This is a genomic window from Caballeronia humi (assembly GCF_001544475.1).
Lineage (GTDB): Bacteria > Pseudomonadota > Gammaproteobacteria > Burkholderiales > Burkholderiaceae > Caballeronia > Caballeronia humi.
Window position 1 is genome coordinate 57,311 of sequence record NZ_FCNW02000011.1, and the last position, 22,476, is coordinate 79,786.

15 protein-coding genes are annotated in these 22,476 nt (G+C 63.6%); 7 read left to right on the plus strand and 8 right to left on the minus strand.

Translation table 11 applies throughout. The features are described 5' to 3' along the window. Positions 1 to 8: 8 nt before the first annotated feature. A complete protein-coding gene (locus AWB65_RS13395) occupies positions 9 to 827 on the plus strand; it encodes a competence/damage-inducible protein A (protein ID WP_087667617.1) in 819 nt (272 codons plus the stop codon). Positions 828 to 842: 15 nt separating this feature from the next. Here the strand turns inward: AWB65_RS13395 and AWB65_RS13400 are convergent, their stop codons facing one another. Then, complete coding sequence (locus tag AWB65_RS13400; RefSeq protein WP_087667618.1) at positions 843 to 1,307, minus strand: rhodanese-like domain-containing protein; 465 nt, start codon at positions 1,305 to 1,307, stop codon at positions 843 to 845. 369 nt (positions 1,308 to 1,676) lie between these two features. On the opposite strand from AWB65_RS13400, the gene glnA reads away from it, so the two are divergent. The 3 genes from glnA (at position 1,677) to ntrC (ending at position 6,041) form a co-directional block, all read left to right on the plus strand. Next, a complete protein-coding gene (gene glnA / locus AWB65_RS13405; protein ID WP_087667619.1) occupies positions 1,677 to 3,092 on the plus strand; it encodes a type I glutamate--ammonia ligase in 1,416 nt (471 codons plus the stop codon). 185 nt (positions 3,093 to 3,277) lie between these two features. Beyond that, on the plus strand, positions 3,278 to 4,420 hold the full coding sequence (glnL, locus tag AWB65_RS13410; protein WP_087667620.1) for a nitrogen regulation protein NR(II): 1,143 nt from the start codon (positions 3,278 to 3,280) through the stop codon (positions 4,418 to 4,420). Positions 4,421 to 4,535: 115 nt separating this feature from the next. Beyond that, positions 4,536 to 6,041, plus strand: a complete 1,506-nt coding sequence (gene ntrC, locus AWB65_RS13415; RefSeq protein ID WP_087667696.1) for a nitrogen regulation protein NR(I) — start codon at positions 4,536 to 4,538, stop codon at positions 6,039 to 6,041. Positions 6,042 to 6,061: 20 nt separating this feature from the next. On the opposite strand, the gene xth is transcribed toward ntrC, so the two are convergent. Next, positions 6,062 to 6,838: an exodeoxyribonuclease III gene (gene xth / locus AWB65_RS13420; RefSeq protein WP_087667621.1), complete on the minus strand. Its 777-nt coding sequence runs from the start codon at positions 6,836 to 6,838 to the stop codon at positions 6,062 to 6,064. A gap of 121 nt (positions 6,839 to 6,959) precedes the next feature. Here xth and AWB65_RS13425 point away from each other — a divergent pair, with 121 nt between their 5' ends. Next, on the plus strand, positions 6,960 to 8,234 hold the full coding sequence (locus AWB65_RS13425) for an amidohydrolase family protein (protein WP_087667622.1): 1,275 nt from the start codon (positions 6,960 to 6,962) through the stop codon (positions 8,232 to 8,234). Positions 8,235 to 8,313: 79 nt separating this feature from the next. On the opposite strand, the gene AWB65_RS13430 is transcribed toward AWB65_RS13425, so the two are convergent. From AWB65_RS13430 to fixL, 6 genes are all read right to left on the minus strand, one after another. Beyond that, entirely contained in the window at positions 8,314 to 10,422 is a 2,109-nt protein-coding gene (locus AWB65_RS13430) for a M3 family metallopeptidase (protein ID WP_087667623.1), read from the minus strand. 177 nt (positions 10,423 to 10,599) lie between these two features. Further along, positions 10,600 to 11,454 (minus strand): bifunctional methylenetetrahydrofolate dehydrogenase/methenyltetrahydrofolate cyclohydrolase FolD, encoded by an 855-nt coding sequence (gene folD / locus AWB65_RS13435; RefSeq protein ID WP_087667624.1) that lies wholly within the window; start codon positions 11,452 to 11,454, stop codon positions 10,600 to 10,602. Between the two features lie 225 nt (positions 11,455 to 11,679). Continuing rightward, entirely contained in the window at positions 11,680 to 12,603 is a 924-nt protein-coding gene (locus AWB65_RS13440; protein WP_087667625.1) for a DUF2950 domain-containing protein, read from the minus strand. 48 nt (positions 12,604 to 12,651) lie between these two features. Continuing rightward, positions 12,652 to 13,974: a DUF3300 domain-containing protein gene (locus AWB65_RS13445; protein WP_087667626.1), complete on the minus strand. Its 1,323-nt coding sequence runs from the start codon at positions 13,972 to 13,974 to the stop codon at positions 12,652 to 12,654. Positions 13,975 to 14,478: 504 nt separating this feature from the next. After that, positions 14,479 to 15,117, minus strand: coding sequence for an oxygen response regulator transcription factor FixJ (gene fixJ / locus AWB65_RS13450; RefSeq protein WP_087657156.1), 639 nt, complete (start codon positions 15,115 to 15,117; stop codon positions 14,479 to 14,481). Continuing rightward, positions 15,114 to 17,642 carry an oxygen sensor histidine kinase FixL gene (fixL, locus tag AWB65_RS13455; RefSeq protein WP_087667627.1) on the minus strand — a complete coding sequence of 843 codons (2,529 nt, stop codon included), beginning with the start codon at positions 17,640 to 17,642 and terminating at the stop codon, positions 15,114 to 15,116. Before fixL ends, fixJ begins: the two co-directional genes overlap by 4 nt. Positions 17,643 to 17,913: 271 nt before the next feature. On the opposite strand from fixL, the gene aceE reads away from it, so the two are divergent. Then, on the plus strand, positions 17,914 to 20,610 hold the full coding sequence (aceE, locus tag AWB65_RS13460) for a pyruvate dehydrogenase (acetyl-transferring), homodimeric type (protein ID WP_087667628.1): 2,697 nt from the start codon (positions 17,914 to 17,916) through the stop codon (positions 20,608 to 20,610). 79 nt (positions 20,611 to 20,689) lie between these two features. Further along, positions 20,690 to 22,345, plus strand: coding sequence for a dihydrolipoyllysine-residue acetyltransferase (gene aceF / locus AWB65_RS13465; protein WP_087667629.1), 1,656 nt, complete (start codon positions 20,690 to 20,692; stop codon positions 22,343 to 22,345). The last annotated feature ends 131 nt before the right edge of the window (positions 22,346 to 22,476 follow it).

The window sequence follows — 22,476 nt, forward strand, 5'->3', positions numbered from 1 at the left end:
GGGTCTTTATGGGCTTTGGCGTAATCATCATCGGCGACGAGATCCTGTCCGGGCGGCGCGCGGACAAGCATCTGCCGAAAATCATCGAACTGCTCGCGTCGCGCGGCCTCGCGCTCGACTGGGCTGAGTACATCGGCGACGACCCCGAACGCATTACCGCGACGCTCGCGCGCACCTTCGCCGCGGATGACGTCGTCTTTTCGACTGGCGGGATCGGCGCCACGCCCGACGATCACACGCGGCAATGCGCCGCGCGAGCGCTCGGCGTGTCGCTCGAGCTGCATCCGGAAGCCGCGGAACTGATCCGCGCGCGCGTGATCGAGATGGCGGCGGGCAAGCCGATCGATCTTGAATCGCCCGAAAACCTGCACCGGCTGAACATGGGGACGTTTCCGAAGGGCGCGTCGATCATTCCGAACAGCTACAACCGAATTCCGGGCTTTTCAGTCGCCGACCATCATTTCGTGCCCGGTTTCCCGGTAATGGCGTGGCCGATGATGGAGTGGGTGCTCGACACGAAGTACGCGCATCTGCATCACGCGAAGCCTTATGTCGAGCGGTCGGTGCTGGTGTTCGGGCTGCCCGAGTCGCGCATCACGCCGCTGATGGTCACGATCGAACAGGATTTTCCCGGCGTGCGTGTGTTCAGCCTGCCGAGCGTGGGCGATGCGTCGCGCGGCGCGATTTACACGCGCGCGCACATCGATCTGGGCGTGAAGGGCGATCCGGATTGCGCTAATGCGGCCTTCGAGGCGCTGCGCGATGGCGTGAACGCCCTCGGCGGCGAAATAGTGGAAGCGCCGCCAAGCGAGGCGACGCAGAGTTGACGGCTTGTTGGCTCGTCAAGCGCCGATCCAGGGCAAGCCGCGGAAGCACCAGCCGGAAACGGTCTTGCGATGACCTTGGCCGTCCTTGTCGCCCTCGAAGCCTTCCAGCAGGTCGAACGCCTGCGTGTAACCTTCCTTCTGCGCGGCGACTGCGGCGAGCTTCGAACGCGCCGCGCTGCGGCAAAGAAACAGGACGGGGGTATCCGGGGTGGCGACTTGCCGCAGTTGTTCGATAAACTCGGCGTTCGGAACCGAGCCCGGGTAGCGGATCCATTCGATGTGGGCGTACTGCGCGCCGTCGATTCCCGGGCGGCCGACCCAGTCGAGTTCCGCGCGGGTGCGGACATCGACGAGCTTTACGCGTGGGTCGAGCTGCAACAGTTCGAACGCCTCGGCGGGCAGGATCGCGCCCGCATACGGCAAGCGGCTTTCAGTGCCACGGGCCGTGGCCTGACTGTACAACTGCTCGAGCGTGCTCATGACGCAGGTCTCCGGAAAGCTTAAAGATTCATTCTAGCGTGGCGTTGGCGCTTGAAACACCTCAGCGTCGAGAAGCAAGGGAGTGACGCTATGCATCAAGTTGGTGCGACAAAAGAGTGATGCTCAATTTTGGTGCTAACGTAAGAAGAGTATCGGAAGGAGGCACTATTTTTGTGCATGCACGGCGGCCTCATTCGAGACGTCGACGCAGAGCAAAATGATCCTTCACCGAAAATGCGCGCTGCTTCAATCGCTTGGCGCAAGGATGGTGCGCCTGGCACGGAAGCTGCTTTTTAGACGCCGATAGTTTTCGGATCGGTACGGGGCGGCGAAGCCGTTCGCCGACTTTTGTTAATCAGGAGATAGGTAATGAGTAAATCCGTGGCCGACGTCATGCAACTCGTCAAGGACGAGGACGTCAAGTTTGTCGATTTCCGTTTCACCGACACGCGCGGTAAAGAACAACACGTATCGGTGCCGGTATCGGCATTCGACGAAGACAAATTTGAAAGCGGCCACGCTTTCGACGGTTCCTCCATCGCTGGCTGGAAGGGCATCGAAGCGTCGGACATGCTGCTCGTGCCGGATGCCGACACGGCTTTCATCGACCCGTTCTACGAAGAATCAACGCTCGTGCTGTCGTGTGACGTCGTCGAACCGGCTGACGGCAAGGGCTACGAACGCGACCCGCGTTCGCTCGCGAAGCGCGCCGAAGCGTACCTGAAGAGCTCGGGCCTCGGCGACACGGCCTTCTTCGGTCCGGAGCCGGAATTCTTTATTTTCGACTCGATCAAGTGGGGCACGGATCAATCGGGCACGTTCGTCAAGATCGGCTCGGAAGAAGCGCCGTGGTCGTCGGCGATGGACTTCGAAGGCGGCAATACGGGCCACCGTCCGGGCACGAAGGGCGGCTACTTCCCGGTCGCCCCAGTGGACACGTTCCAGGACATCCGCTCGGAAATGTGTCTGCTGCTCGAACAGATCGGCATTCCGGTCGAAGTGCACCACCACGAAGTGGCGGGTCAGGGCCAGAACGAAATCGGCACGAAGTTCTCGACGCTTGTTCAGCGCGCCGACTGGCTGCAGCAGATGAAGTACATCATCCACAACGTGGCGCACACGTACGGCAAGACGGCGACGTTCATGCCGAAGCCGGTCGTCGGTGACAACGGTTCGGGCATGCACGTTCACCAGTCGATCTGGAAGGACGGTGTGAACCTGTTCGCGGGCAATGGCTACGCGGGTCTGTCGGAATTCGCGCTGTTTTACATCGGCGGGATCATCAAGCATGCACGCGCGCTGAACGCGATCACGAACCCGGGTACGAACTCGTACAAGCGTCTCGTGCCGCACTTCGAAGCGCCGGTCAAGCTCGCCTACTCGGCGCGTAACCGCTCGGCATCGATCCGCATTCCGCACGTGCCGAACCCGAAGGGCCGCCGTATCGAAACGCGCTTCCCGGATCCGCTCGCGAACCCGTACCTGTGCTTCTCGGCGCTGATGATGGCCGGTCTCGACGGCGTGCAGAACAAGATCCACCCGGGCGAAGCGGCCGACAAGAACCTGTACGACCTGCCGCCGGAAGAGGATGCAAAGATCCCGACCGTGTGTGCCGGCCTCGACGAAGCGCTCGACGCGCTGGATGGCGACCGCGAGTTCCTGACGCGCGGTGGCGTGTTCACGGATTCGATGCTCGACGCGTACATCGAACTGAAGACGGGCGAGCTGCAACGCTTCCGTCAGTCGGTGCATCCGATCGAGTTCGAAATGTACTACTCGCTGTAAGCACGCCGGATGGCGACGCTTCATCGGCGGCCTGCCAGTGAAGCGCGCCGTTTTGCGAGCCACGCGGGATGACGAAAAGGGACGGCGCGCCGTCCCTTTTTTTAATCACCGCGCTTTAATGCGCCGCAAGTGCGCGCGCCTGAATTTCAAGATACCGACTCAACGAGCGAGGCCTCACCGCAAAGATGGTGCTCAAGAATCTGATCAAGTCGAGAAAGCCGCAGGCCGATGCGCTATCGGACGATGCGCAGCTCGTGCACACCGGCTTGCTGCCGGGGCTCGAAGCGCTGCCGACCGTCGTGCTCGTCCTCGACAAGCGCAGCCTGAAGATCGCGTATGCGAATCCATCGGCGGAGTCGATGCTGGAGATGTCGCGCAAACAGCTCACGCAAACGCACTGGCCCGAACTCTTCGCCAACGCTGAGGAGCTCGTGAGCACGATCGCGTCGATCGCCGAGAACCGTTTCAACGCGACCCATCTCGACGCCGTGCTGGAACGCGCGGGACGCGAGCCGCTGCATGTGCATGCGGTCGTCGCGTATCTCGAAAGTGCGGCGGACTACGTGCTGCTCGAGCTTTTTGAGAACGAGCGGCATCTCAAAAGTGATCGTGAGGAGCGCATTCACGACCTGACCGCGGTCAACAAGCAGCTGATACGCAATCTCGCGCACGAGATCAAGAATCCGCTCGGCGGGATTCGAGGTGCTGCGCAACTGCTCGAATTCGAACTCGGCGCGCGCGAACGCGACGAATTGCGTGAATACACGCAGGTCATCATCAAGGAATCGGACCGGCTGCAGACGCTCGTCGACCGGTTGCTGGAACCGCACCGGCATCCGCACATCGTCGGCGACGTGAATATCCACGAAGTCTGCGAGCGCGTGCGGCAGGTGATCCTCGCGGAGTTTCCGCGCGGCCTCACGATTGAGCGCGACTATGACGTCTCCGTGCCCGACCTGCGCGGCGACAAGGAGCAGCTGATCCAGGCGCTGCTGAACATCGTGCGCAACGCGGCAGAAGCGCTGCGCGAACGCATTTCGCAGGGCGATGCGAAGATCGAATTGCGCACGCGCATCGCGCGCAAGGTCACGATCGGCAAGCGCCTGCACAAACTGGCACTGGACTTGCATATCACTGACAACGGCCCGGGCATCCCCGCCGATATCCGCGACCGCATCTTTTATCCGCTCGTGTCGGGCCGGGAAGACGGCAGCGGACTCGGCCTCACGCTCGCGCAGTCGTTCGTGCAGCAGCACGATGGGCTGATCGAAGTGGAGAGCAGGCCGGGCTGCACCGAGTTCACGATCCTTTTGCCTTTTGGAAACTAATCTGGGACCCATGACCGAAGGTTGATTATCCAGAGCCAACATTCCGAATCATGCTTTGACGCCTGACCGTTTCGACGGGCTCACCGAACCACACGAAGACTTCTCGCCGAACGATATGAAGCCGATCTGGATAGTAGACGACGACCAATCCATCCGCTGGGTGCTCGAAAAAGCCCTGGCACGCGAGAATTTCGCGACGCGCAGCTTTTCCGGCGTGCGCGACGCTCTCGCCGCGCTCGAGCAGGAGAGCCCGCAAGTGCTCGTGTCCGACATCCGCATGCCGGGTGGCTCGGGGCTCGAATTGCTGCAAACCGTGCGCGACCGGCTACCAGGGCTGCCGGTCATCATCATGACCGCGTTCTCGGACCTCGACAGCGCCGTCGCCGCGTTCCAGGGCGGCGCGTTCGAGTACCTCGCGAAACCCTTCGACGTCGACAAGGCGGTGGAGCTGATCCGCCGCGCCGTCGACGAAAGCATGCGCGGCGAAGCGGCCTATGACGACCGCGTCACCGAGACGCCCGAGATGCTCGGCCAGGCGCCGGCGATGCAGGATATGTTCCGCGCAATCGGACGTCTGTCGCATTCGGCCGCGACCGTGCTCATCACGGGCGAATCAGGCACCGGAAAGGAGCTTGTCGCCCGCGCGCTGCACCGACATAGCCCGCGCGCGAACGGTCCGTTCATCGCGCTCAACACGGCGGCGATCCCGAAGGACCTGCTGGAATCCGAACTTTTCGGGCACGAGCGCGGCGCGTTTACCGGCGCGCAGGCGATGCGCCAGGGTCGCTTCGAGCAGGCGGAGAACGGCACGCTCTTTCTCGACGAAATCGGCGACATGCCGTTCGACCTGCAGACGCGGCTGTTGCGCGTGCTCTCCGACGGGCAGTTTTATCGCGTCGGCGGCCACAACCCGCTGAAGGCGAACGTCCGCGTGATCGCCGCGACGCACCAGAATCTGGAATCGCGCGTGCGGCAAGGGTTGTTTCGCGAGGACTTGTATCACCGGCTCAACGTGATCCGGCTGCGATTGCCCGCGCTGCGCGAACGTAGCGAAGACATTCCGCTGCTCACGCGTCACTTCCTGCAGAAAAGCGCGCGCGATCTCGGTGTCGAGCCGAAACGCGTTTCGGAGGAGGCGTTGGCTTATCTTGCTTCGCTGCCGTTTCCGGGCAACGTGCGGCAACTCGAAAACCTGTGCAACTGGCTGACGGTGATGGCGCCCGCGCAGACGATCGAGCAGAAGGACCTGCCGCCCGATCTCACGCCGACGCAGGAATACGCCGGCGAGAGCACGTCGCTCACGGCGAATTCCGAGACGAGCGGCGCGGTGTCCGCAAGCACCGGGCTTAACGGCACGTCGAGCGCGCCCGCGACGCTCAACGCCGCGCCGCCGGGCGTGCCGGTCAGCGTGTGGGAGAACGGTTTGCGCACGGAAGTCGCGCGGCTGTTGCGCGAGAACACGGCCGATGTCATGGACGAACTCGCGCGCCGGTTCGAGGCAGCCGTGATCCGCGAGGCGCTCGATTTCACGCGCGGCCGCAAGGTCGAGGCGGCGGAGCGGCTCGGCATCGGACGCAACACGATCACACGCAAGATCCAGGAACTGCATCTCGACGCCTGATTGACGGGCGTCTCAAAAAATCAGCCGATCGTCGCGATCACGGGCGCGTGATCCGACGGCTGCTCCCACTTGCGCGGCACTTTATCGACTTCGCAGGCCGAGCACGTCGCAGCAAGTTCCGCCGACAACAAAATGTGATCGATCCGCAGCCCCGCATTGCGGCGGAACGCGAGCATCCGGTAGTCCCACCACGTAAAGAGTTTTTCGGGCTGCTCGAACTGGCGGAAGGAATCGGTCAGGCCGAGCCCGACGAGCCGCACGAATTGCGCGCGCTCTTCCGGCGAAACGAGGTTCTGGCCCTCCCACGCTTTCGGATCATGCACGTCGCGGTCTTCGGGCGCGATGTTGTAGTCGCCGAGAAGCGCGAGCTTCGGGTGCACCTTCATCTCGTCGATGAGCCAGTCGTGCAGCGCGTCCAGCCAGCGCATCTTGTAGGCAAATTTCTCGCTGCCGACGGCCTGCCCGTTCGGAAAGTACGCCGACACGATCCGCACGCCGTCAATGGTCGCGGCGATTACGCGCTGCTGCGGGTCGTCGAAGCCGGGGATGTTGCGCACGACGCTGCCTTCATCGACCGTTACGCCGTCGCGCACGAGAATGCCGACGCCGTTATACGTCTTCTGGCCGGCGAACCAGCTTTTGTAGCCGGCGGCTTCGAAGTCGGCTCGGGGGAATTTGTCGTCGGTGAGCTTGAGTTCCTGCAGGCACAGGACGTCGCACTGGCTCAACTGGAGCCAGTCGAGGACGTGCTGCTGGCGGACTTTCAGGGAATTGACGTTCCAGGTGGCGATTTTCATGCGGGGTCGAAAGAGTGAAAAGGCGTTGGCGGCAATGATAACCGTCTGGCGCATACACGACAGCCAGGCGATTTTGTCCCGCTACAATCATCCCGAAAAGCCCAACCGCTCAAGGAATCGTATGGACCTCATCATCCGACGCGCAGCGACTGCACGTTCCCGCGAACTGGTCGACATCGGCATGGAAGCGGGGCGCATCGCCGCGATCGAGCCGCGGCTCGAAGCCACCGCCCGCGAGGAGATCGACGCCAACGGTTCGCTCGTCACCGCGCCCTTCGTCGATGCGCATTTCCACATGGACGCCACGCTGTCCTACGGCTTGCCGCGCGTGAACGCGTCGGGGACGCTGCTCGAAGGCATCGCGTTGTGGGGTGAACTGAAGCCGGACCTGACGCAGGAGGCGCTGGTCGAGCGCGCGATGCAGTACTGCGACTGGGCCGTCGCCCGCGGGCTGCTTGCGATCCGCTCGCACGTCGATGTCTGCGATCCGCGTTTGCTCGCCGTCGAGGCGTTGCTCGAAGTGAAACGCCGCGTGAAGCCGTATCTCGACCTGCAACTCGTCGCGTTTCCGCAGGACGGCATATTGCGCAGTGCGGGCGCTTTTGAAAACCTGACGCGCGCGATCGCGCTCGGCGTCGATGTGGTCGGCGGCATTCCGCACTTCGAGCGCACGATGGCGGACGGCGCGGCGTCGGTGAAGCTGCTCTGCGAATTCGCGGCGGAGAAGGGTCTTCGCGTGGACATGCACTGCGACGAAACCGACGATCCGATGTCGCGCCACATCGAAACGCTCGCCGCCGAGACGCATCGGCTCGGTCTGCAAGGGCGAGTGACCGGCTCGCACCTCACGTCGATGCATTCGATGGACAACTACTACGTGAGCAAGCTGATTCCGCTGATGCGCGAGTCAGGCGTCGCGGCGATCGCGAATCCGCTCATCAACATTACGCTGCAGGGCCGCGCCGAGACATATCCGAAGCGGCGCGGCATGACGCGCGTGCCGGAACTGCTCGCGGCGGGCATCGATGTCGCGTTCGGCCATGATTGCGTGATGGACCCGTGGTACAGCCTGGGCTCCGGCGACATGCTCGAAGTCGCGCACATGGGGCTGCACGTCGCGCAGATGACGGGCGTGGACGGCATGCGCGCCGCATTCGACGCCGTGACTACGACGCCCGCGCGGATTCTCGGCATCGAAGGGTACGGGATCGAAGTGGGCTGCAACGCGGATTGCGTGGTGCTCGACGCGCGCGATCCGATCGAGGCGATCCGGCTGCGCGCCGCGCGCACGGCGGTGATCCGGCGCGGTGAAGTCGTGAGCCGCTCGCCGTCGGTGCGCGCGAGTCTTGCGCTCGAAGGGCGGCCCGCCGAGGTGAATTTCAGGCTGGAGCGCTGAACAAAAAAGCCGTTCCAGCTCACGCGGGAACGGCTCTCAAACTTCAATCAATCGAAGCGCGTATGCACTGCGTGGGCCGTCATGCCGTCATGCCGTTATGGCGCAGCAACGCGTCGATATTCGGCTCGCGTCCGCGGAACGCCTTGAACGATTCCATCGCGGGCCTGCTGCCGCCCACTTCCAGAATTTCGCGGCGGTAGCGGATGCCGGTCTCGGAATCGAGCACCGATCGATTCGACGACTGCGCCGCCTCTTCGAACGCCGCATAAGCATCCGCCGACAGCACTTCCGCCCACTTGTAGCTGTAGTACCCGGCGGCATACCCGCCCGCGAACACGTGGCTGAACGTGTTGGGCCAGCGCGAAAACGGTGCCTGCGGCACGACGTGGAACTTCTCGTTGATCTCGCGAGCGACGTCGGTGACGCTCTTGCCTTCGTCGCGCGCCGGATCGTAGGACGTGTGCAGCACCATGTCGAACATCGAGAACACGATCTGGCGCAGCGTGCCCAGGCCGCTCTGGAAATTCTTCGCGGCGAGCATCTTGTCGAAGAGATCGCGCGGCAGCGGGGCGCCGGTATCGACGTGGGCGGACATGTCGGTCAGCACGTCCCACTCCCACGCGAAGTTCTCCATGAACTGCGACGGCAGTTCGACCGCGTCCCATTCGACGCCGTTGATGCCCGACACGCCCATTTCATCGACGCGCGTCAGCATGTGATGCAGCCCGTGACCGAATTCGTGGAAAAGCGTGATGACTTCGTCGTGCGTGAAGCAGGCGGGCTTGCCGCCGACCGGCGCGGAGAAATTGCACGTCAGATACGCGACCGGCGTCTGCACGTTGCCGCTCGTGAGCTTGTGACGCGAGCGCGCATCGTCCATCCAGGCGCCGCCGCGCTTGCCTTCGCGCGCATAGAGGTCGAGATAGAACTGCGCGATCAGCGCGCCATCCTTGTTCTCGACGCGGAAGAACCGCACTTCGGGATTCCAGACTGCCGCTTCGTCGCGCCGGATCGACACGCCGAAGAGCGTCTCGGTGACTTTGAACAGGCCCTTCAACACCGCTTCCTGAGGAAAGTACTGCTTCACCTCGTTTTCCGAGAACGAATAGCGCTGCTGGCGCAGGCGCTCGGCGGCGAAGGTCGCGTCCCACGGCAGCAACTCGGGCATGCCAAGTTCGGTCGCGGCGAACGCGCGCAGTTCCATCCAGTCGTTTTCGGCGTGCGGGCGCGCGCGCTTCGCGAGGTCTTCGAGGAACGAGATGACCTGCGCGGGCGATTCCGCCATCTTCGGCGCCAGCGACACTTCCGCGAAATTCTGATAGCCGAGCGTGTGCGCTTCTTCGGCGCGCAGCTTCAGATGCTCGGCGACGTTCGCCGTGTTGTCCCATTCGGCTTTGCCGTTGCCGTACATCTCGCCGAGTTCCGACGCGCGCGTCACGTAAGCGCGATACATCGCTTCGCGCAGCGGCCGGTGTTCGGCGTACTGCATTACGGGGAAATAAGACGGGAAGTGCAGCGTGAATTTCCAGCCGTCCTTGCCGTCTTTCTGCGCGGCTTCGCGCGCCGCCTGGATCACGTCTTCAGGCAGACCCGCCAGCTCGCTTTCCTTCGTGACGATGTAGGCGAACGCGTTGGTCGCGTCGAGAACGTGGTCGGAGAACGCCTTCGAGAGCGCCGCCTGTTCTTCCTGCAATTGCGCGAAGCGCGGCTTGCGGTCTTCGGGCAGTTCGGCGCCGGAGAGGCGGAAGCTGCGCAGCGAATTTTCAAGAATCTTCTTGCGCTCTTTCGAGAGGCCCGCGAATTCCTCACCCGCGGCGATCGCCTTGTACTTATCGTAAAGCGCGAGATTCTGGCCGACGCTCGCCCAGAATTCCGTCACGCGCGGCAGGTTTTCGCCGTAGGCGGCGCGCAGTTCGGGCGTATCGGCGACGGCGTTCAGGTGGCCCGCGACGCCCCACGCGCGCGACAGCCGCTCGGACGCGCTCTCGACCGATCCGACGATGTCGTTCCAGGTGGCGGGGGTATCGGGCGCGCTCGCGTGATCGACGGCGGCTTTCGCGGCAGCGAGCAGTTCGTCGAGCGCCGGTGTGACGTGGTCGGGTCTGATCTCGCCGAAACGCGGCAAGTCGGAGAAATCGAGCAGCGGGTTGGCGTGGGTTGCTGACGTGGCTAACGTGGTGTCGCTCATGGCTCTCCCGGTCTCGTGTAAAAGGGGCGGGTCCGCCCTTGTTTCGGTCGTTCGCTGCGCATTTCAGAGTGATGAATCGCAGGCGAACGTCAGGGAATCATTATTGGGGCGACGCGGGCAATTTCCAATCGATTCTGCCTACGGATGCGATTTAAGGCGCTCGCCGCGTTAGCGCGTTCAGCCAGGCGCAGCGCGCTCGGCGGCTTCGATCGTGTTGACGAGCAGCATCGTGATCGTCATCGGGCCGACGCCGCCCGGCACCGGCGTGATGAAGCCGGCCACGTCGAGCACGCCCGCGAAATCGACGTCGCCGCACAGTTTGCCCGCGTCGTCGCGATTCATGCCGACGTCGATCACCGTGGCGCCCGGCTTGACCATGTCGGCCGTCAGCACATTGCGTCGCCCGACCGCCGCGACCACCACGTCCGCGTTCCTCGTATGGGCGGCCAGATCGCGCGTCTTGCTGTGACAGATCGTGACAGTCGCGCCGGCTTCGAGCAGCAAGAGCGCCATGGGTTTGCCGACGATGTTCGAGCGGCCGATCACGACCGCGTTCGCGCCCTGAAGCGGAATCTCGTATTCCTTGAACATTTGCATCACGCCATACGGCGTGCACGGGCGAAAGAGCGGCTTGCCGGTGAGCAGCGCGCCCGCGTTCGCGACGTGGAACCCGTCGACGTCTTTTTCGGGCGCGATCGCCTCGATGACCTTGTGGCTGTCGATATGCGCCGGCAGCGGCAACTGCACGAGAATGCCGTGGATCGTCGGATTGCGGTTCAGCGCGTTGATGTGCGCGAGGAGATCGGCTTCGGAAAGCGTCGCGGGGAAGCGGTCGAACACCGAATGGAGGCCGTTGTCCTGACACGCCTTCACCTTGTTGCGCACGTAGACCTCGCTCGCCGGATTGTCGCCGACGAGCACGACGGCGAGACCCGGCTGATGGCCGCGTGCATTGAGGGCGGCGGCGCGGGTGGCGACATCGGCGCGAAGTTTCTTGGAAAGGGCGGTGCCGTCGATCAGTTGGGCAGTCATCGTGAGTCGGGTCGAGAGTAGGCAAGTGGGGCGGCGCGGCGGCCTTGAGCGGCGCGCGCGAAGCGCTTCCGGAATCGTCCGAACGGATGCGGAGCGCTTTTCGGAAGGCGCTGATGGGGAAGGCCGAAATTATACCGCTTCGGGTGGTTTGCCTGCCTCGGGCGGATTGCCGGTCGCCGAATTGCAAGAGGCCCCTTTACGGGGCCTCAGTGTCCTTCAGGCGATTCAGGGCGAAACGGGCTGCCAGGTATCGTCGGGATTGAAGGTTCGCAGCGCGGCGGCAGCCTTTGCCGTCGAGCGCCCGAGGTTCTTCTGATAAACCTGCCCGTCCTGATTGACGATGAAGGTCATCACGCCGGTCTTGCCATATTCCGCCGGCCACGCGACGAGGCCGAATCCCTTCGACATCTCGCCATCGGTGATGTAGTTCTGCGCGCCGCCCTGCGCGCTCGGCCCCTGCGCGGTCAGGATCTTGTAGTGATAGCCGTGATAGGCATCAGCGGGGAGCGTGTGGTTCGGCATCGTCGCGGCGAGCGGCCCGAGCGGGCTTTCGGGCTCGCCGGGCGCGCTGTCCCAGTAGAGGCCGTCGCGCTTGCCGGGCGCGCTGACGAAGCGCTGCGCGTAGTGCTGCTGCTGTTTCTGGTAATCGCGCTGGGCATCGACATAGCCGAGCGCCGCGAGCATCACCGAGCGCTCGTTGCGGCCGATGCGCCGCGTCAGGATTTCGTCGCGCGCGGCGGGCAGGTCGAACTTCCATCCCTTCGATCCCTGCACGAGCGGGATCGGCAGCGTCCAGCCGTTCCCGCCCGCCTCGATGTGCGCGCGCGCCGCGCCGCCCAGCGGCGCGGCGTCGTTGACGATCTTGTGCTCCTTCGACCACGCGCCGAGGAAGTCGTAGATGTCCTGCTCGCCGATGTCGTCGGTCGGAATGAAGCGCGGATAGTCGTTGCCGAGCACGTGGCGTAAGGCGGCGTGGTCGTTGATGGCGAGGGCGTCGGCGAACGCGTCGGCGGCGGCGTCGGGCGTCGGGTAGACGGCTTGTGCGTGGATGGCAGGCGCGGAAAACGCGCCGAATGCAGCCGCTGCGACCCACGCAATGGCGCGTGCGCGCAGTGTCTTCGATGTGGCGTGTGCGGATGTGTGATTCATCACGGGCTCCTGAATCGGGTTGGGCGAGGGTTTGAGGCGTGTACAGGATTACCGGCGGCGCATGCCGCCGCCGTGTCCGCCGCCAAATCCGCCTCCGCCTCCGCGCATGCCGCCGCCTCCACCGCCTCCACCGCCGAATTCACGGCCGCCACCTCCGCCACCGCCTCCGAATTCACGTCCGCCACCGCCCGCTCCGAGATTGCCTCCGCCTCCGCCACGGTTGGCAAGCTGGTCGCGGCTTCCCTGGCCGCGCTGCATGTCGCGCCGGGCTGCATCGCCGTCGCCGGCGCCGCGCAACGCGTTGTCGCGATTCACGCCCTGCGCGCGCTGCTGCAAATCGTTGCGGTTAGCACTCCCAGCGCCGCCAGCCCCGCCGCCACGATTGCCGCGCTCGCCACCCTGCTTGATGTCCTGCACGCGCTGGCTCGCGGAGCCGGTGACATCCTGCCCGGTACGCGTTTCCAGCGTCTGCCGCGCCTGCGCGCGCGGGTCTTCGCGGCCGCGGAACTGGTCGGCTTGCGCGCGGTTTCCGCTGCCGATGTTGCCTGTATTTATGTTGTTCTGCCGGTTGCTGCGATCGACGTTGCGATTGAACTGCGGGTCGTTGCGGTTCCAGTTCGCTGTCGTGTTGTTTGCGTTCAGCCGGTTGTTGACGTTGATGTTGTTATACCGATTGACGTTCACGTTGACGTCGTGCGAATTCCAGTTGAAGCCGCCCCAGAGCGCATTCGTGATCGCGATGCCGGTGCCGAACGCGAGCCCGGCGACCAGCGCCGAGCCGGCGTAATAGCCGACCGGCGGCGGAATGTAGACCGGCGGATAGGCGGGATACGCCCACGCGCCGTAGACGACCGTCGGGTTATAGGTCGGCACGTACACGACTTGCGGATTCGCCGGCACGATCTGGATCGTGCTCTGCTCGACGATCACCTTCTGCTGCTCGTTCGTCTTCAGGTTGCCGGCTTGCTGCGCCTGCTTTCTCAGCCGCTGCACGGAATCCATCACGTCGTTCGGCTGCGCTAGGAACGCGTTGCCGAGCTGAGAAACCCAGTCGGGCTTCGAATTCATCGTCGCGAGGACCTGCGGGAACGCGACGAGCGACTGCACGCTCGGGTCCCACGGCTCCGAGGCGACGGCCTTCACCGCGTCGTCGCCCTTGACGTTCGTGTGCGAGCTCGACCACGCCGCCGCCGCGGTCACTTCCGACGGATACGTCGTCGCCATCAGCACCTGCGCGAGCAGCGCGTCGGGGTAGAGCGCGATGGGGGCCGTCAACGAGTCGAGCTGCTGCTTCGAGAGTTTGGCGGCGGCCGGCGCGCTCGGCTGCGCCTGCGTCTGCGCGAAAGCGGGCGGCGCGTAAAGCGCGAGCATCGGCGAAGCACAGAGTGCCGCGCACAGCAGCAGGACTCGCGAGGCCGGACGGGCGTCGGCGAGTGAGCGAATTGGAGTCACGATCGGGTCCTCCCGGCCGTCGCGCGCGGCGACAGCCGATGACGGGGCGCTCGCGGGGGCATCGCCGGGAGTGGGGCGGGCCTGCGCTGCAGCGGGGAAATTTGAAGCCACGGAAGAAAGCGCATGTACGGCAGAAACGAGAGCACGCCGGCCGGTGACAAGCGAAACAATATCGGCGACGGAAACGTTTGCCGGGGAAGACGAGGCGTGAATGGGCGCCTGATTGCGCATGACCCGGTTCCTGAAGTTTCGGTTCGGCCAAATTAGGGCCGGGGACACGTCGTGTCAACGTGAATGCAGAAATATCACGTTTCCGAAAATGCGGGAACTAGGAAAAGAGGAGTTGACGGGAGGGTGAGAAACACGAAGCGCGCCGGACCTTGGGGCCTTCCGGCGCGCGTGCAACGTGCGTTGCGAAGAGGCTTACTGCTGCGGCTTGTTCGACAGCGCGAGTCTGAGAAGATCGGCGACGGTATTCACGCTCAGCTTCTCCATGATGTTCGCGCGATGCGCTTCCACGGTCTTGATGCTGATGCCGAGATCGTCGGCGATCTGCTTGTTCAGGCGCCCCGCGATGATCCGTTCGAGTACTTGATGCTCGCGCGCCGTCAGCTTGCCGAGACGCTCGGCGGCCGCGCGCTGCTGCTGGACGCTCGTGCTCTCGCTGCGCGCCTTCTCCAGCATGCGCTCCACGAGCTTGCGCAGTTCGGCTTCGTCGAACGGCTTTTCGATGAAGTCCATCGCGCCTTTTTTCATGGTCGAGACGGCCATCGGCACGTCGCCGTGACCCGTCACGAAGATGATCGGCAGCAGCGAATTTTCGGCGATCAGGCGTTCCTGCAATTCGAGGCCCGTCATGCCGGCCATGCGCACGTCGAGGATCAGGCACGAGATCGCGCCGGAATGCGCGATCGGCAGATAGGCGTCGAGATAGGTCTCCGCGCTCGCGAAACACTGCACGCGATAGCCATTGGCCTCGAGCAGCCAGCGCAAAGAATCGCGCACGGCCTCGTCATCGTCGACGACGAAGACGGTTTCCTGGGTGGTAACTGGACTGCTCATAGCTCTCCCGTAACGGTTTGTTGTCTGGTGTGTTCATCGAGAGCGTCCTGCCCGCCGTTGCTCGGGCTGTCGGACTCTCCAATCGGCAGACTGCAGTGGAACGTGGCGCCCGTGATGTGGCCGTCGGATTCGACGTTATTGACCACCCACAGGCGCCCGCGATGCGATTCGATGATCGAACGGCAAATGTTCAGCCCCATGCCCATGCCGTCGGACTTGGTGCTGTAGAACGGCTCGAAGAGGCGCTCGGCGGTGGCTTCGTCGACGCCTGGCCCCTGGTCCACGACGCTTACGCACACGAAGTTGCCGTCGGTGCGCTGCACGATCACGCGAATCACCGGATCGACGGCGTTCGGTTTCGCATCATGCATCGCTTCGGCCGCGTTTTTCAACAGGTTCACCAATACTTGCTCGATCAGCACCGGATCGACGTAGATCACGGGCATGCGCGAGCGTATTTCCGTCACGATGCGGATCTTGCGCTTCCGCGCCTCGATCTCGGCGAGACCAACCGCATCGGCGACGATATCGGCGACGCGCGATGCCTGGCGCTTCGGCTCGCTGCGCTTCACGAACTCGCGGATGCGCTTGATGATCATCCCGGCGCGCACGGCCTGCTGTGCGGTCTTCTCGAGCACGGGCAGCAGGTTTTCCTGCGTCATGCGGCCCGATTTCACCATCGCGACGCAGCCCGAGCAGTAGTTGTTGATCGCGGCGAGCGGCTGGTTCAGCTCGTGCGCGAGCGACGACGCCATTTCGCCCATCGTCATCAGCCGGCTCGTGAACTGGAGCTTTTCTTCCTGCTGATGCGCGAGTTCCTGCGCCTGCTTGCGCTGCGTGATGTCGGTCGCGATCTGCATCTGCGCGAGATGGCCGTCGACCCATTGGATGTACTGGCGCCGCACTTCGAACCACTTCTGGATACCGTCGACATAGACTTCCTGCGCGTCCGCCGAGCTCTCCGTGAGCGCGGTGGCGGGCAGGCCCGCATAGGTATCCACCATGTCGATGGTGTCCGACGATGTCTGTGCGCCGTCGAACCCCGCGCCCGCGAGTTGCAGGTGACCGTCCGGACGGATGCCGAACAGATGCCGGTAATAGCGGTTCGCAAAGAGCAATTCGGCTTCGTCGGCGGCGAGCACGGAGACGGCGGCATCAAGGCTTTCGAGGACGGTCGTGAAGCGCTCGTGCGCGGCGGCGAGTTCTTCGCGGGCGCGTTTCGGCTCGGTGATGTCCGTCATCGACGACATCCAGCCGGTCTGCCTCCCCGAGCTGTCGATCAGCGGCGACACGTAGAGCCGCGCGTGGAAGAACGAGCCGTCCTTGCGGCGCACGCGCAGTTCGAAGCCGGACGAGGGCGCCTTGCCGCGCAGCGTCATGTCGAGCTGGCGCTGCATTTCGGGATACGCGTCGCGCGGCCAGTACGGAAACGGCTTCGTTTTGCCGACGAGGTCGTTTTCGTCCCAGCCGGTCATCCGGCAGAACGCGGGATTCACGTGCGTGATGCGGCCGTGCATGTCGAGCACGCGCATGCCGATCAGCACCGAGTTTTCCATCGCGCGGCGGAAAAACGCTTCGGCGTAGAGCGCCTGCTGCGCCTCGAAACGCTGCCGGGTGTGTTTCCAGAGGCTCCACAGGCTCCACAGCACGAAGCACGACAGGCCCGCGACGAGCCACACGAGCGTGTTGTTCGTGAAATTCGTGAGCTGCGGGTACGAATACACGCGCACCGAAACGCCTTGTCCCGGCGGGTCGAGTGGCAGGTCGTAGAACATGTCGCGCGGCAGGCGCGGACGGCTCGACGTGGTGGCGAGTTCGCGATTGTTGAGATCGGTGATCGAAATCTTGTACTTCGCCGACAGCTCACTTGGGATGTCGTGCTTCAGGATTCCTTCGATCGAAAATACCGCCGCGATCGATCCGAGGAATTCGCGGTCGCGAAAAACCGGCGTCTGCAGCGTGATGTAGCCGTTGCCGAGATCGTCGTAGAGAAGGGGGGAATAGACCTGGCGGCGGGTCGTGCGCGCTTCGTCGAAGGCGGCCTGGACGGCTTCGTCCATCTGCGTTTCGTTCGGCTTGGCGAGGCGCGAACCCAGCACCGGCAAAGGCGTGCTGGGCCAGCGCGGCTTGTGCTCGCTCGTGTACCAGTTCATGTACAGGATCTCGGGATGACCCTGCATGATGTCGGTGGAGGAGGTCTGGAAAGTCTGCGGATCACCGTGTCCGGTGGCGATGTCGCGAGCGAGCGCCTGAATTTGTTCTTGCGCTCCCGTCATGGAAAGACGAATCTGCTGCTGGGCCCACGCGACGTTTCTGTAAAGCGTGTCTTCCTGTTGCTGCTGCTCGCGCCGATTGAGACTCCACAAGATCAGGCTCATGACGATCAGAAAGACCAGGATCGAAATGAGCGGCGTGAGTAAATAGGAGTTCGACCACCACGGTCCGTGGTGCCAGCGGGACGGCGACGAGTCTGTCGGCTTGCGCGACGACTTCGCCGAACGTGCGAAAAGCCGATCGGTCAACATGGCGGCAATTGTAACGCAGCGTTTGATTGTTAAATGGCGTAAAAAGACAGGAAACAGCCTTCAAATGGTCGCAAGGGAGCGAAACGTCTACCGAAAAAGTCTTGTCGGACGGTGCGCCGCAGCAATTTTTCGTATTATGAGATTCAATATCGTGATTTGAAAAATTCCTTGCGTGATGGTCCGGACCCTCATTAGAATTGCCGCACGCGGCCGGCGCCGTATTGGCGCGTGATGTCAGTTCATAGAGCGTTCCTCAAATCAGGAGACGAGCATGTCCGCTGTACCCGACGAAGTTCTGAAATATGTCGCCAATGCCAACGACGACGATCCCCAGGAAACCGCCGAGTGGCTCGAAGCGCTAGACGGCGTGATTTCGGCAGTTGGCCCTGATCGCGCGCATTACCTGATCGAGAAACAAATCGAGTTCGCCCGCGTCCATGGCGAACATCTGCCTTTTTCCGCGAACACCCCGTACATCAACACGATCCCGGTCGCCAACCAGGCGAAGATTCCGGGCGACCAGGACCTCGAACACCGCATCCGCTCGTACACGCGCTGGAACGCCATCGCGATGGTGCTGCGCGCCGGCAAGGACACGAACGTCGGCGGCCACATCGCTTCGTTCGCTTCCGCCGCCACGCTGTACGACGTCGGGTTCAACCACTTCTGGCACGCGCCTTCGAAGGATCACGGCGGCGACCTCGTGTTCGTGCAGGGCCACTCGTCACCGGGCGTGTATTCGCGCGCGTTCCTGCTCGGGCGCCTGACCGAAAAGCAATTGAACAACTTCCGCCAGGAAGTGGGCGGCGAGGGCATTTCGTCGTATCCGCATCCGTGGCTGATGCCTGATTTCTGGCAGTTCCCGACCGTCTCGATGGGCCTCGGCCCGATCATGGCGATCTATCAGGCGCGCTTCATGAAGTACATGGAAGCCCGCGGCATCGCGAAGACGGCCGGCCGCAAGGTCTGGGCGTTCCTCGGCGACGGCGAAACCGACGAGCCGGAATCGCTCGGCGCGATCGGCATGGCCGGCCGCGAGCGCCTCGGCAACCTCGTGTTCGTGATCAACTGCAACTTGCAGCGTCTCGACGGCCCGGTGCGCGGCAACGGCAAGATCATCCAGGAACTGGAATCGGAATTCCGTGGCGCGGGCTGGAACGTGATCAAGGTGGTGTGGGGCAGCCGCTGGGACGCGCTCTTCGCCCGCGACAAGACCGGCGCGCTGATGCGTCGCATGATGGAAGTCGTCGACGGCGAATATCAGACGTACAAGTCGGAGTCGGGCGCGTTCGTTCGCGAGCACTTCTTCAACACGCCGGAACTGAAGGCGCTCGTTTCGGACTGGTCCGATGAAGACATCTGGAACCTGAACCGTGGCGGCCACGATCCGCACAAGATCTACGCGGCGTACGACCAGGCGCAGAAGGCGACGCACGCGCCGACTGTCATCCTTGCCAAGACCATCAAGGGCTACGGCATGGGCGAGCACGGTCAGGCGATGAACATCACCCACCAGCAGAAGAAGCTGCCGATCGAGACGCTGAAGAAATTCCGCGACCAGTTCAAGCTGCCGATTGCCGACGACAAGATCGAGGACGTGCCGTATCTCACCTTCGAGGAAGGCTCGAAGGAACTCGAGTACATGCGCGCCCAGCGTCAGGCGCTTGGCGGCTACCTGCCGACGCGTCGCGAGAAGGCGGAATCGCTGCCGGTGCCGGAACTCTCGGCGTTCGACGCGGTGCTGAAGGGCACGGGCCCGGGTCGTGAAATCTCCACGACGATGGCATTCGTGCGCGTCCTGAACATCCTCTTGAAGGACAAGGCGCTCGGCAAGCGCATCGTGCCGATCGTCCCGGACGAATCGCGCACGTTCGGCATGGAAGGTCTGTTCCGCCAGATCGGCATCTGGAATCAGGAAGGCCAGAAGTACGTGCCGGAAGATTCCGACCAGCTCATGTTCTATCGCGAGTCGGAAACCGGGCAGATCCTGCAGGAAGGCATCAACGAAGCCGGCGGGATGTGTGACTGGATCGCGGCCGCGACGTCGTATTCGACGCACGGCGAGATCATGATCCCGTTCTACATCTTCTATTCGATGTTCGGCTTCCAGCGTATCGGCGATCTGGCGTGGGCGGCGGGCGACATGCGTTCGCGCGGCTTCCTGCTCGGCGGCACGGCGGGACGCACGACGCTGAACGGCGAAGGCCTGCAGCACGAAGACGGCCATTCGCTCCTGTGGGCGGCATCGATCCCGAACTGCGTGAGCTACGACCCGACGTTCGGCTACGAACTCGCCGTGATCATGCAGGACGGCCTGCGCCGCATGGTGGCGGACCAGGAGGACGTGTACTACTACATCACGGTGATGAACGAGAACTACGAGCATCCGGCGATCCCGGAAAGCGAGTCTGTTGCCGCGGACATCATCAAGGGGATGTACTCGTTCAGGAAGGCCGAGGCCGACAAGAAGGCGCCGCGCGTGCAACTGATGGGCGCGGGCACGATCTTCAACGAAGTCATCGCCGCCGCTGAGTTGCTGAAAACCGACTGGGGCGTCGCTGCCGACCTCTGGAGCGTGCCGAGCTTCACGGAACTGGCCCGCGAAGGTCAGGCCGTCGAGCGCTACAACCTCCTGCATCCGACCGAAGAGAAGAAGGTCGCGCACGTCACGAAGCTGCTGAAGGACGCGCCGGGCCCGGTGATCGCATCGACGGACTACATCCGCGCGCTCGTCGACCAGATCCGTGCGTTCGTGCCGCAGAAGTTCGTCGTGCTCGGCACCGATGGCTTCGGCCGCTCGGACACGCGTGAGGCGCTGCGTCATTTCTTCGAAGTCGACCGCTACTGGGTCACGCTCGCCGCGCTCAACGCGCTCGCGGACGAAGGCACGATCGACCGCAAGGTCGTCGGCGAGGCGATCAAGAAGTACAGCCTCGACCCGTCCAAACCCAACCCGATGACCGTTTAAAGGCATCGCCCCCGAGCGTTGTGACGGCGCGCCGCTTCGAAGCGAAGCGGCGCGCCGTGCAACTCAGGAGACACTAATAATGAGTCAAGCGATCGAAATCAAAGTGCCGGACATCGGCGATTTCTCCGATATCCCGGTCATCGAAATCCATGTGAAGGCGGGTGACACCGTCGAGAAGGAGCAGTCGCTCGTCACGCTCGAATCCGATAAAGCCACGATGGACGTGCCCAGTTCAGCCGCTGGCACCGTCAAGGAAGTGAAGGTCAAGATTGGCGACAACGTGTCGGAAGGCACGCTGATCGTCGTGCTGGAAGGCGGCGCGAACGCGGGGTCTTCCGCGGCGGCGCCGGCCGCTGCACCCGCCAAGGCCGATGCGGCGCCTGCTGCTGCTCCGGCTGCTGCGGCCCCCGCGTCGGGCGGCGGCACGATCGACGTGAAAGTGCCGGACATCGGCGATTTCACGGACATTCCGGTCATCGAGATCGGCGTGAAGGTCGGCGACAAGGTCGAAAAAGAGCAGTCGCTCATCACGCTCGAATCCGACAAGGCGACGATGGACGTGCCATCGCCCGCTGCCGGCACGGTCAAGGAACTGAAGGTCAAGCTCGGCGACACGGTCTCCGAGGGCACGCTGATCGTCGTGCTGGAAGGCGGCGGCGGTGCTGCTGCCGCGCCGGCCGCACCGGCCGCGAAGCAGGAGGAGCCGAAAACCGTTCCGTCCGATGCGCCCGCGAAGCCCGCCGCGCAGAAGGAAGCGCCGTCCGCGCTCGCTCAAGCGCCCGCAATGCCTGCCGGCGACGGCACGCACACGTCGAGCCACGCGTCGCCGTCGGTGCGCAAGTTCGCGCGCGAACTGGGCGTCGACGTGTCGCGCGTCACGGGTTCGGGTCCGAAGGGACGCATCACGCAAGGCGACATCACCGCGTTCGTCAAGGGCGTGATGTCCGGTCAGGGCAAGGCGCCGGCGGCGGCTGCCGCACCGGCTGGCGGTGGCGGCGGCGAGTTGGGCCTGCTGCCGTGGCCGAAGGTCGACTTCACGAAGTTCGGTCCGGTCGAGCCGAAGCCGCTTTCGCGCATCAAGAAGATTTCGGGCGCGAACCTGCATCGCAACTGGGTCATGATCCCGCACGTCACGAACAACGACGAAGCGGACATCACCGAGCTGGAAGCGCTGCGCGTGAAGCTGAACAAGGAAAACGAGAAGGCCGGCATCAAGATCACGATGCTCGCGTTCGTCATCAAGGCGGTCGTGTCGGCGCTCAAGAAGTTCCCGACGTTCAACGCGAGCCTCGACGGCGACAACCTCGTGTTCAAGCAGTACTACAACGTTGGTTTCGCCGCCGATACGCCGAATGGCCTGATGGTCCCGGTCATTCGCGATTGCGACAAGAAGGGCCTGCTCGACATCGCCAAGGAAATGGCGGACCTGTCGAAGGCGGCACGCGACGGCAAGCTGAAGCCCGACCAGATGCAAGGCGGATGCTTCTCGATTTCGTCGCTCGGCGGGATCGGCGGGACGAACTTCACGCCGATCATCAACGCGCCGGAAGTCGCGATTCTCGGGTTGTCGCGGGGCGCCATGAAGCCCGTCTGGGACGGCAAGCAGTTCGTGCCGCGCCTGACGCTGCCGCTTTCCCTCTCCTATGACCATCGCGTCATCGACGGGGCGGAAGCTGCGCGCTTCAATGCGTATTTGTCGGGGATTCTGGCGGATTTCCGTCGGGTGATTCTTTGATTTTTTCGCCTTGGCTGGCTGCTTCGGCGGCCAGCAACGCGTGTCATTGAACTTGCATTCGCGCCGGTCTTTCAACGTTAGCCCTCGTGCGGGGCGGCACTTGCTTTTTTTGGCCTACGGCCAGGGAAGGT

Excerpts from the sequence above, each read along its gene's own strand:
- fixJ (WP_087657156.1), bottom strand. The coding sequence starts at position 15,117 with ATGAGCAGTCCAGTTACCACCCAGGAAACCGTCTTCGTCGTCGACGAT.
- folD (WP_087667624.1), bottom strand. The coding sequence starts at position 11,454 with ATGACTGCCCAACTGATCGACGGCACCGCCCTTTCCAAGAAACTTCGC.
- fixL (WP_087667627.1), bottom strand. The coding sequence starts at position 17,642 with ATGTTGACCGATCGGCTTTTCGCACGTTCGGCGAAGTCGTCGCGCAAG.
- AWB65_RS13400 (WP_087667618.1), bottom strand. The coding sequence starts at position 1,307 with ATGAGCACGCTCGAGCAGTTGTACAGTCAGGCCACGGCCCGTGGCACT.
- aceF (WP_087667629.1), top strand. The coding sequence starts at position 20,690 with ATGAGTCAAGCGATCGAAATCAAAGTGCCGGACATCGGCGATTTCTCC.
- ntrC (WP_087667696.1), top strand. The coding sequence starts at position 4,536 with ATGAAGCCGATCTGGATAGTAGACGACGACCAATCCATCCGCTGGGTG.
- AWB65_RS13430 (WP_087667623.1), bottom strand. The coding sequence starts at position 10,422 with ATGAGCGACACCACGTTAGCCACGTCAGCAACCCACGCCAACCCGCTG.
- glnA (WP_087667619.1), top strand. The coding sequence starts at position 1,677 with ATGAGTAAATCCGTGGCCGACGTCATGCAACTCGTCAAGGACGAGGAC.
- xth (WP_087667621.1), bottom strand. The coding sequence starts at position 6,838 with ATGAAAATCGCCACCTGGAACGTCAATTCCCTGAAAGTCCGCCAGCAG.
- AWB65_RS13440 (WP_087667625.1), bottom strand. The coding sequence starts at position 12,603 with ATGAATCACACATCCGCACACGCCACATCGAAGACACTGCGCGCACGC.
- glnL (WP_087667620.1), top strand. The coding sequence starts at position 3,278 with ATGGTGCTCAAGAATCTGATCAAGTCGAGAAAGCCGCAGGCCGATGCG.
- AWB65_RS13395 (WP_087667617.1), top strand. The coding sequence starts at position 9 with ATGGGCTTTGGCGTAATCATCATCGGCGACGAGATCCTGTCCGGGCGG.
- AWB65_RS13445 (WP_087667626.1), bottom strand. The coding sequence starts at position 13,974 with ATGCTCGCGCTTTACGCGCCGCCCGCTTTCGCGCAGACGCAGGCGCAG.
- AWB65_RS13425 (WP_087667622.1), top strand. The coding sequence starts at position 6,960 with ATGGACCTCATCATCCGACGCGCAGCGACTGCACGTTCCCGCGAACTG.
- aceE (WP_087667628.1), top strand. The coding sequence starts at position 17,914 with ATGTCCGCTGTACCCGACGAAGTTCTGAAATATGTCGCCAATGCCAAC.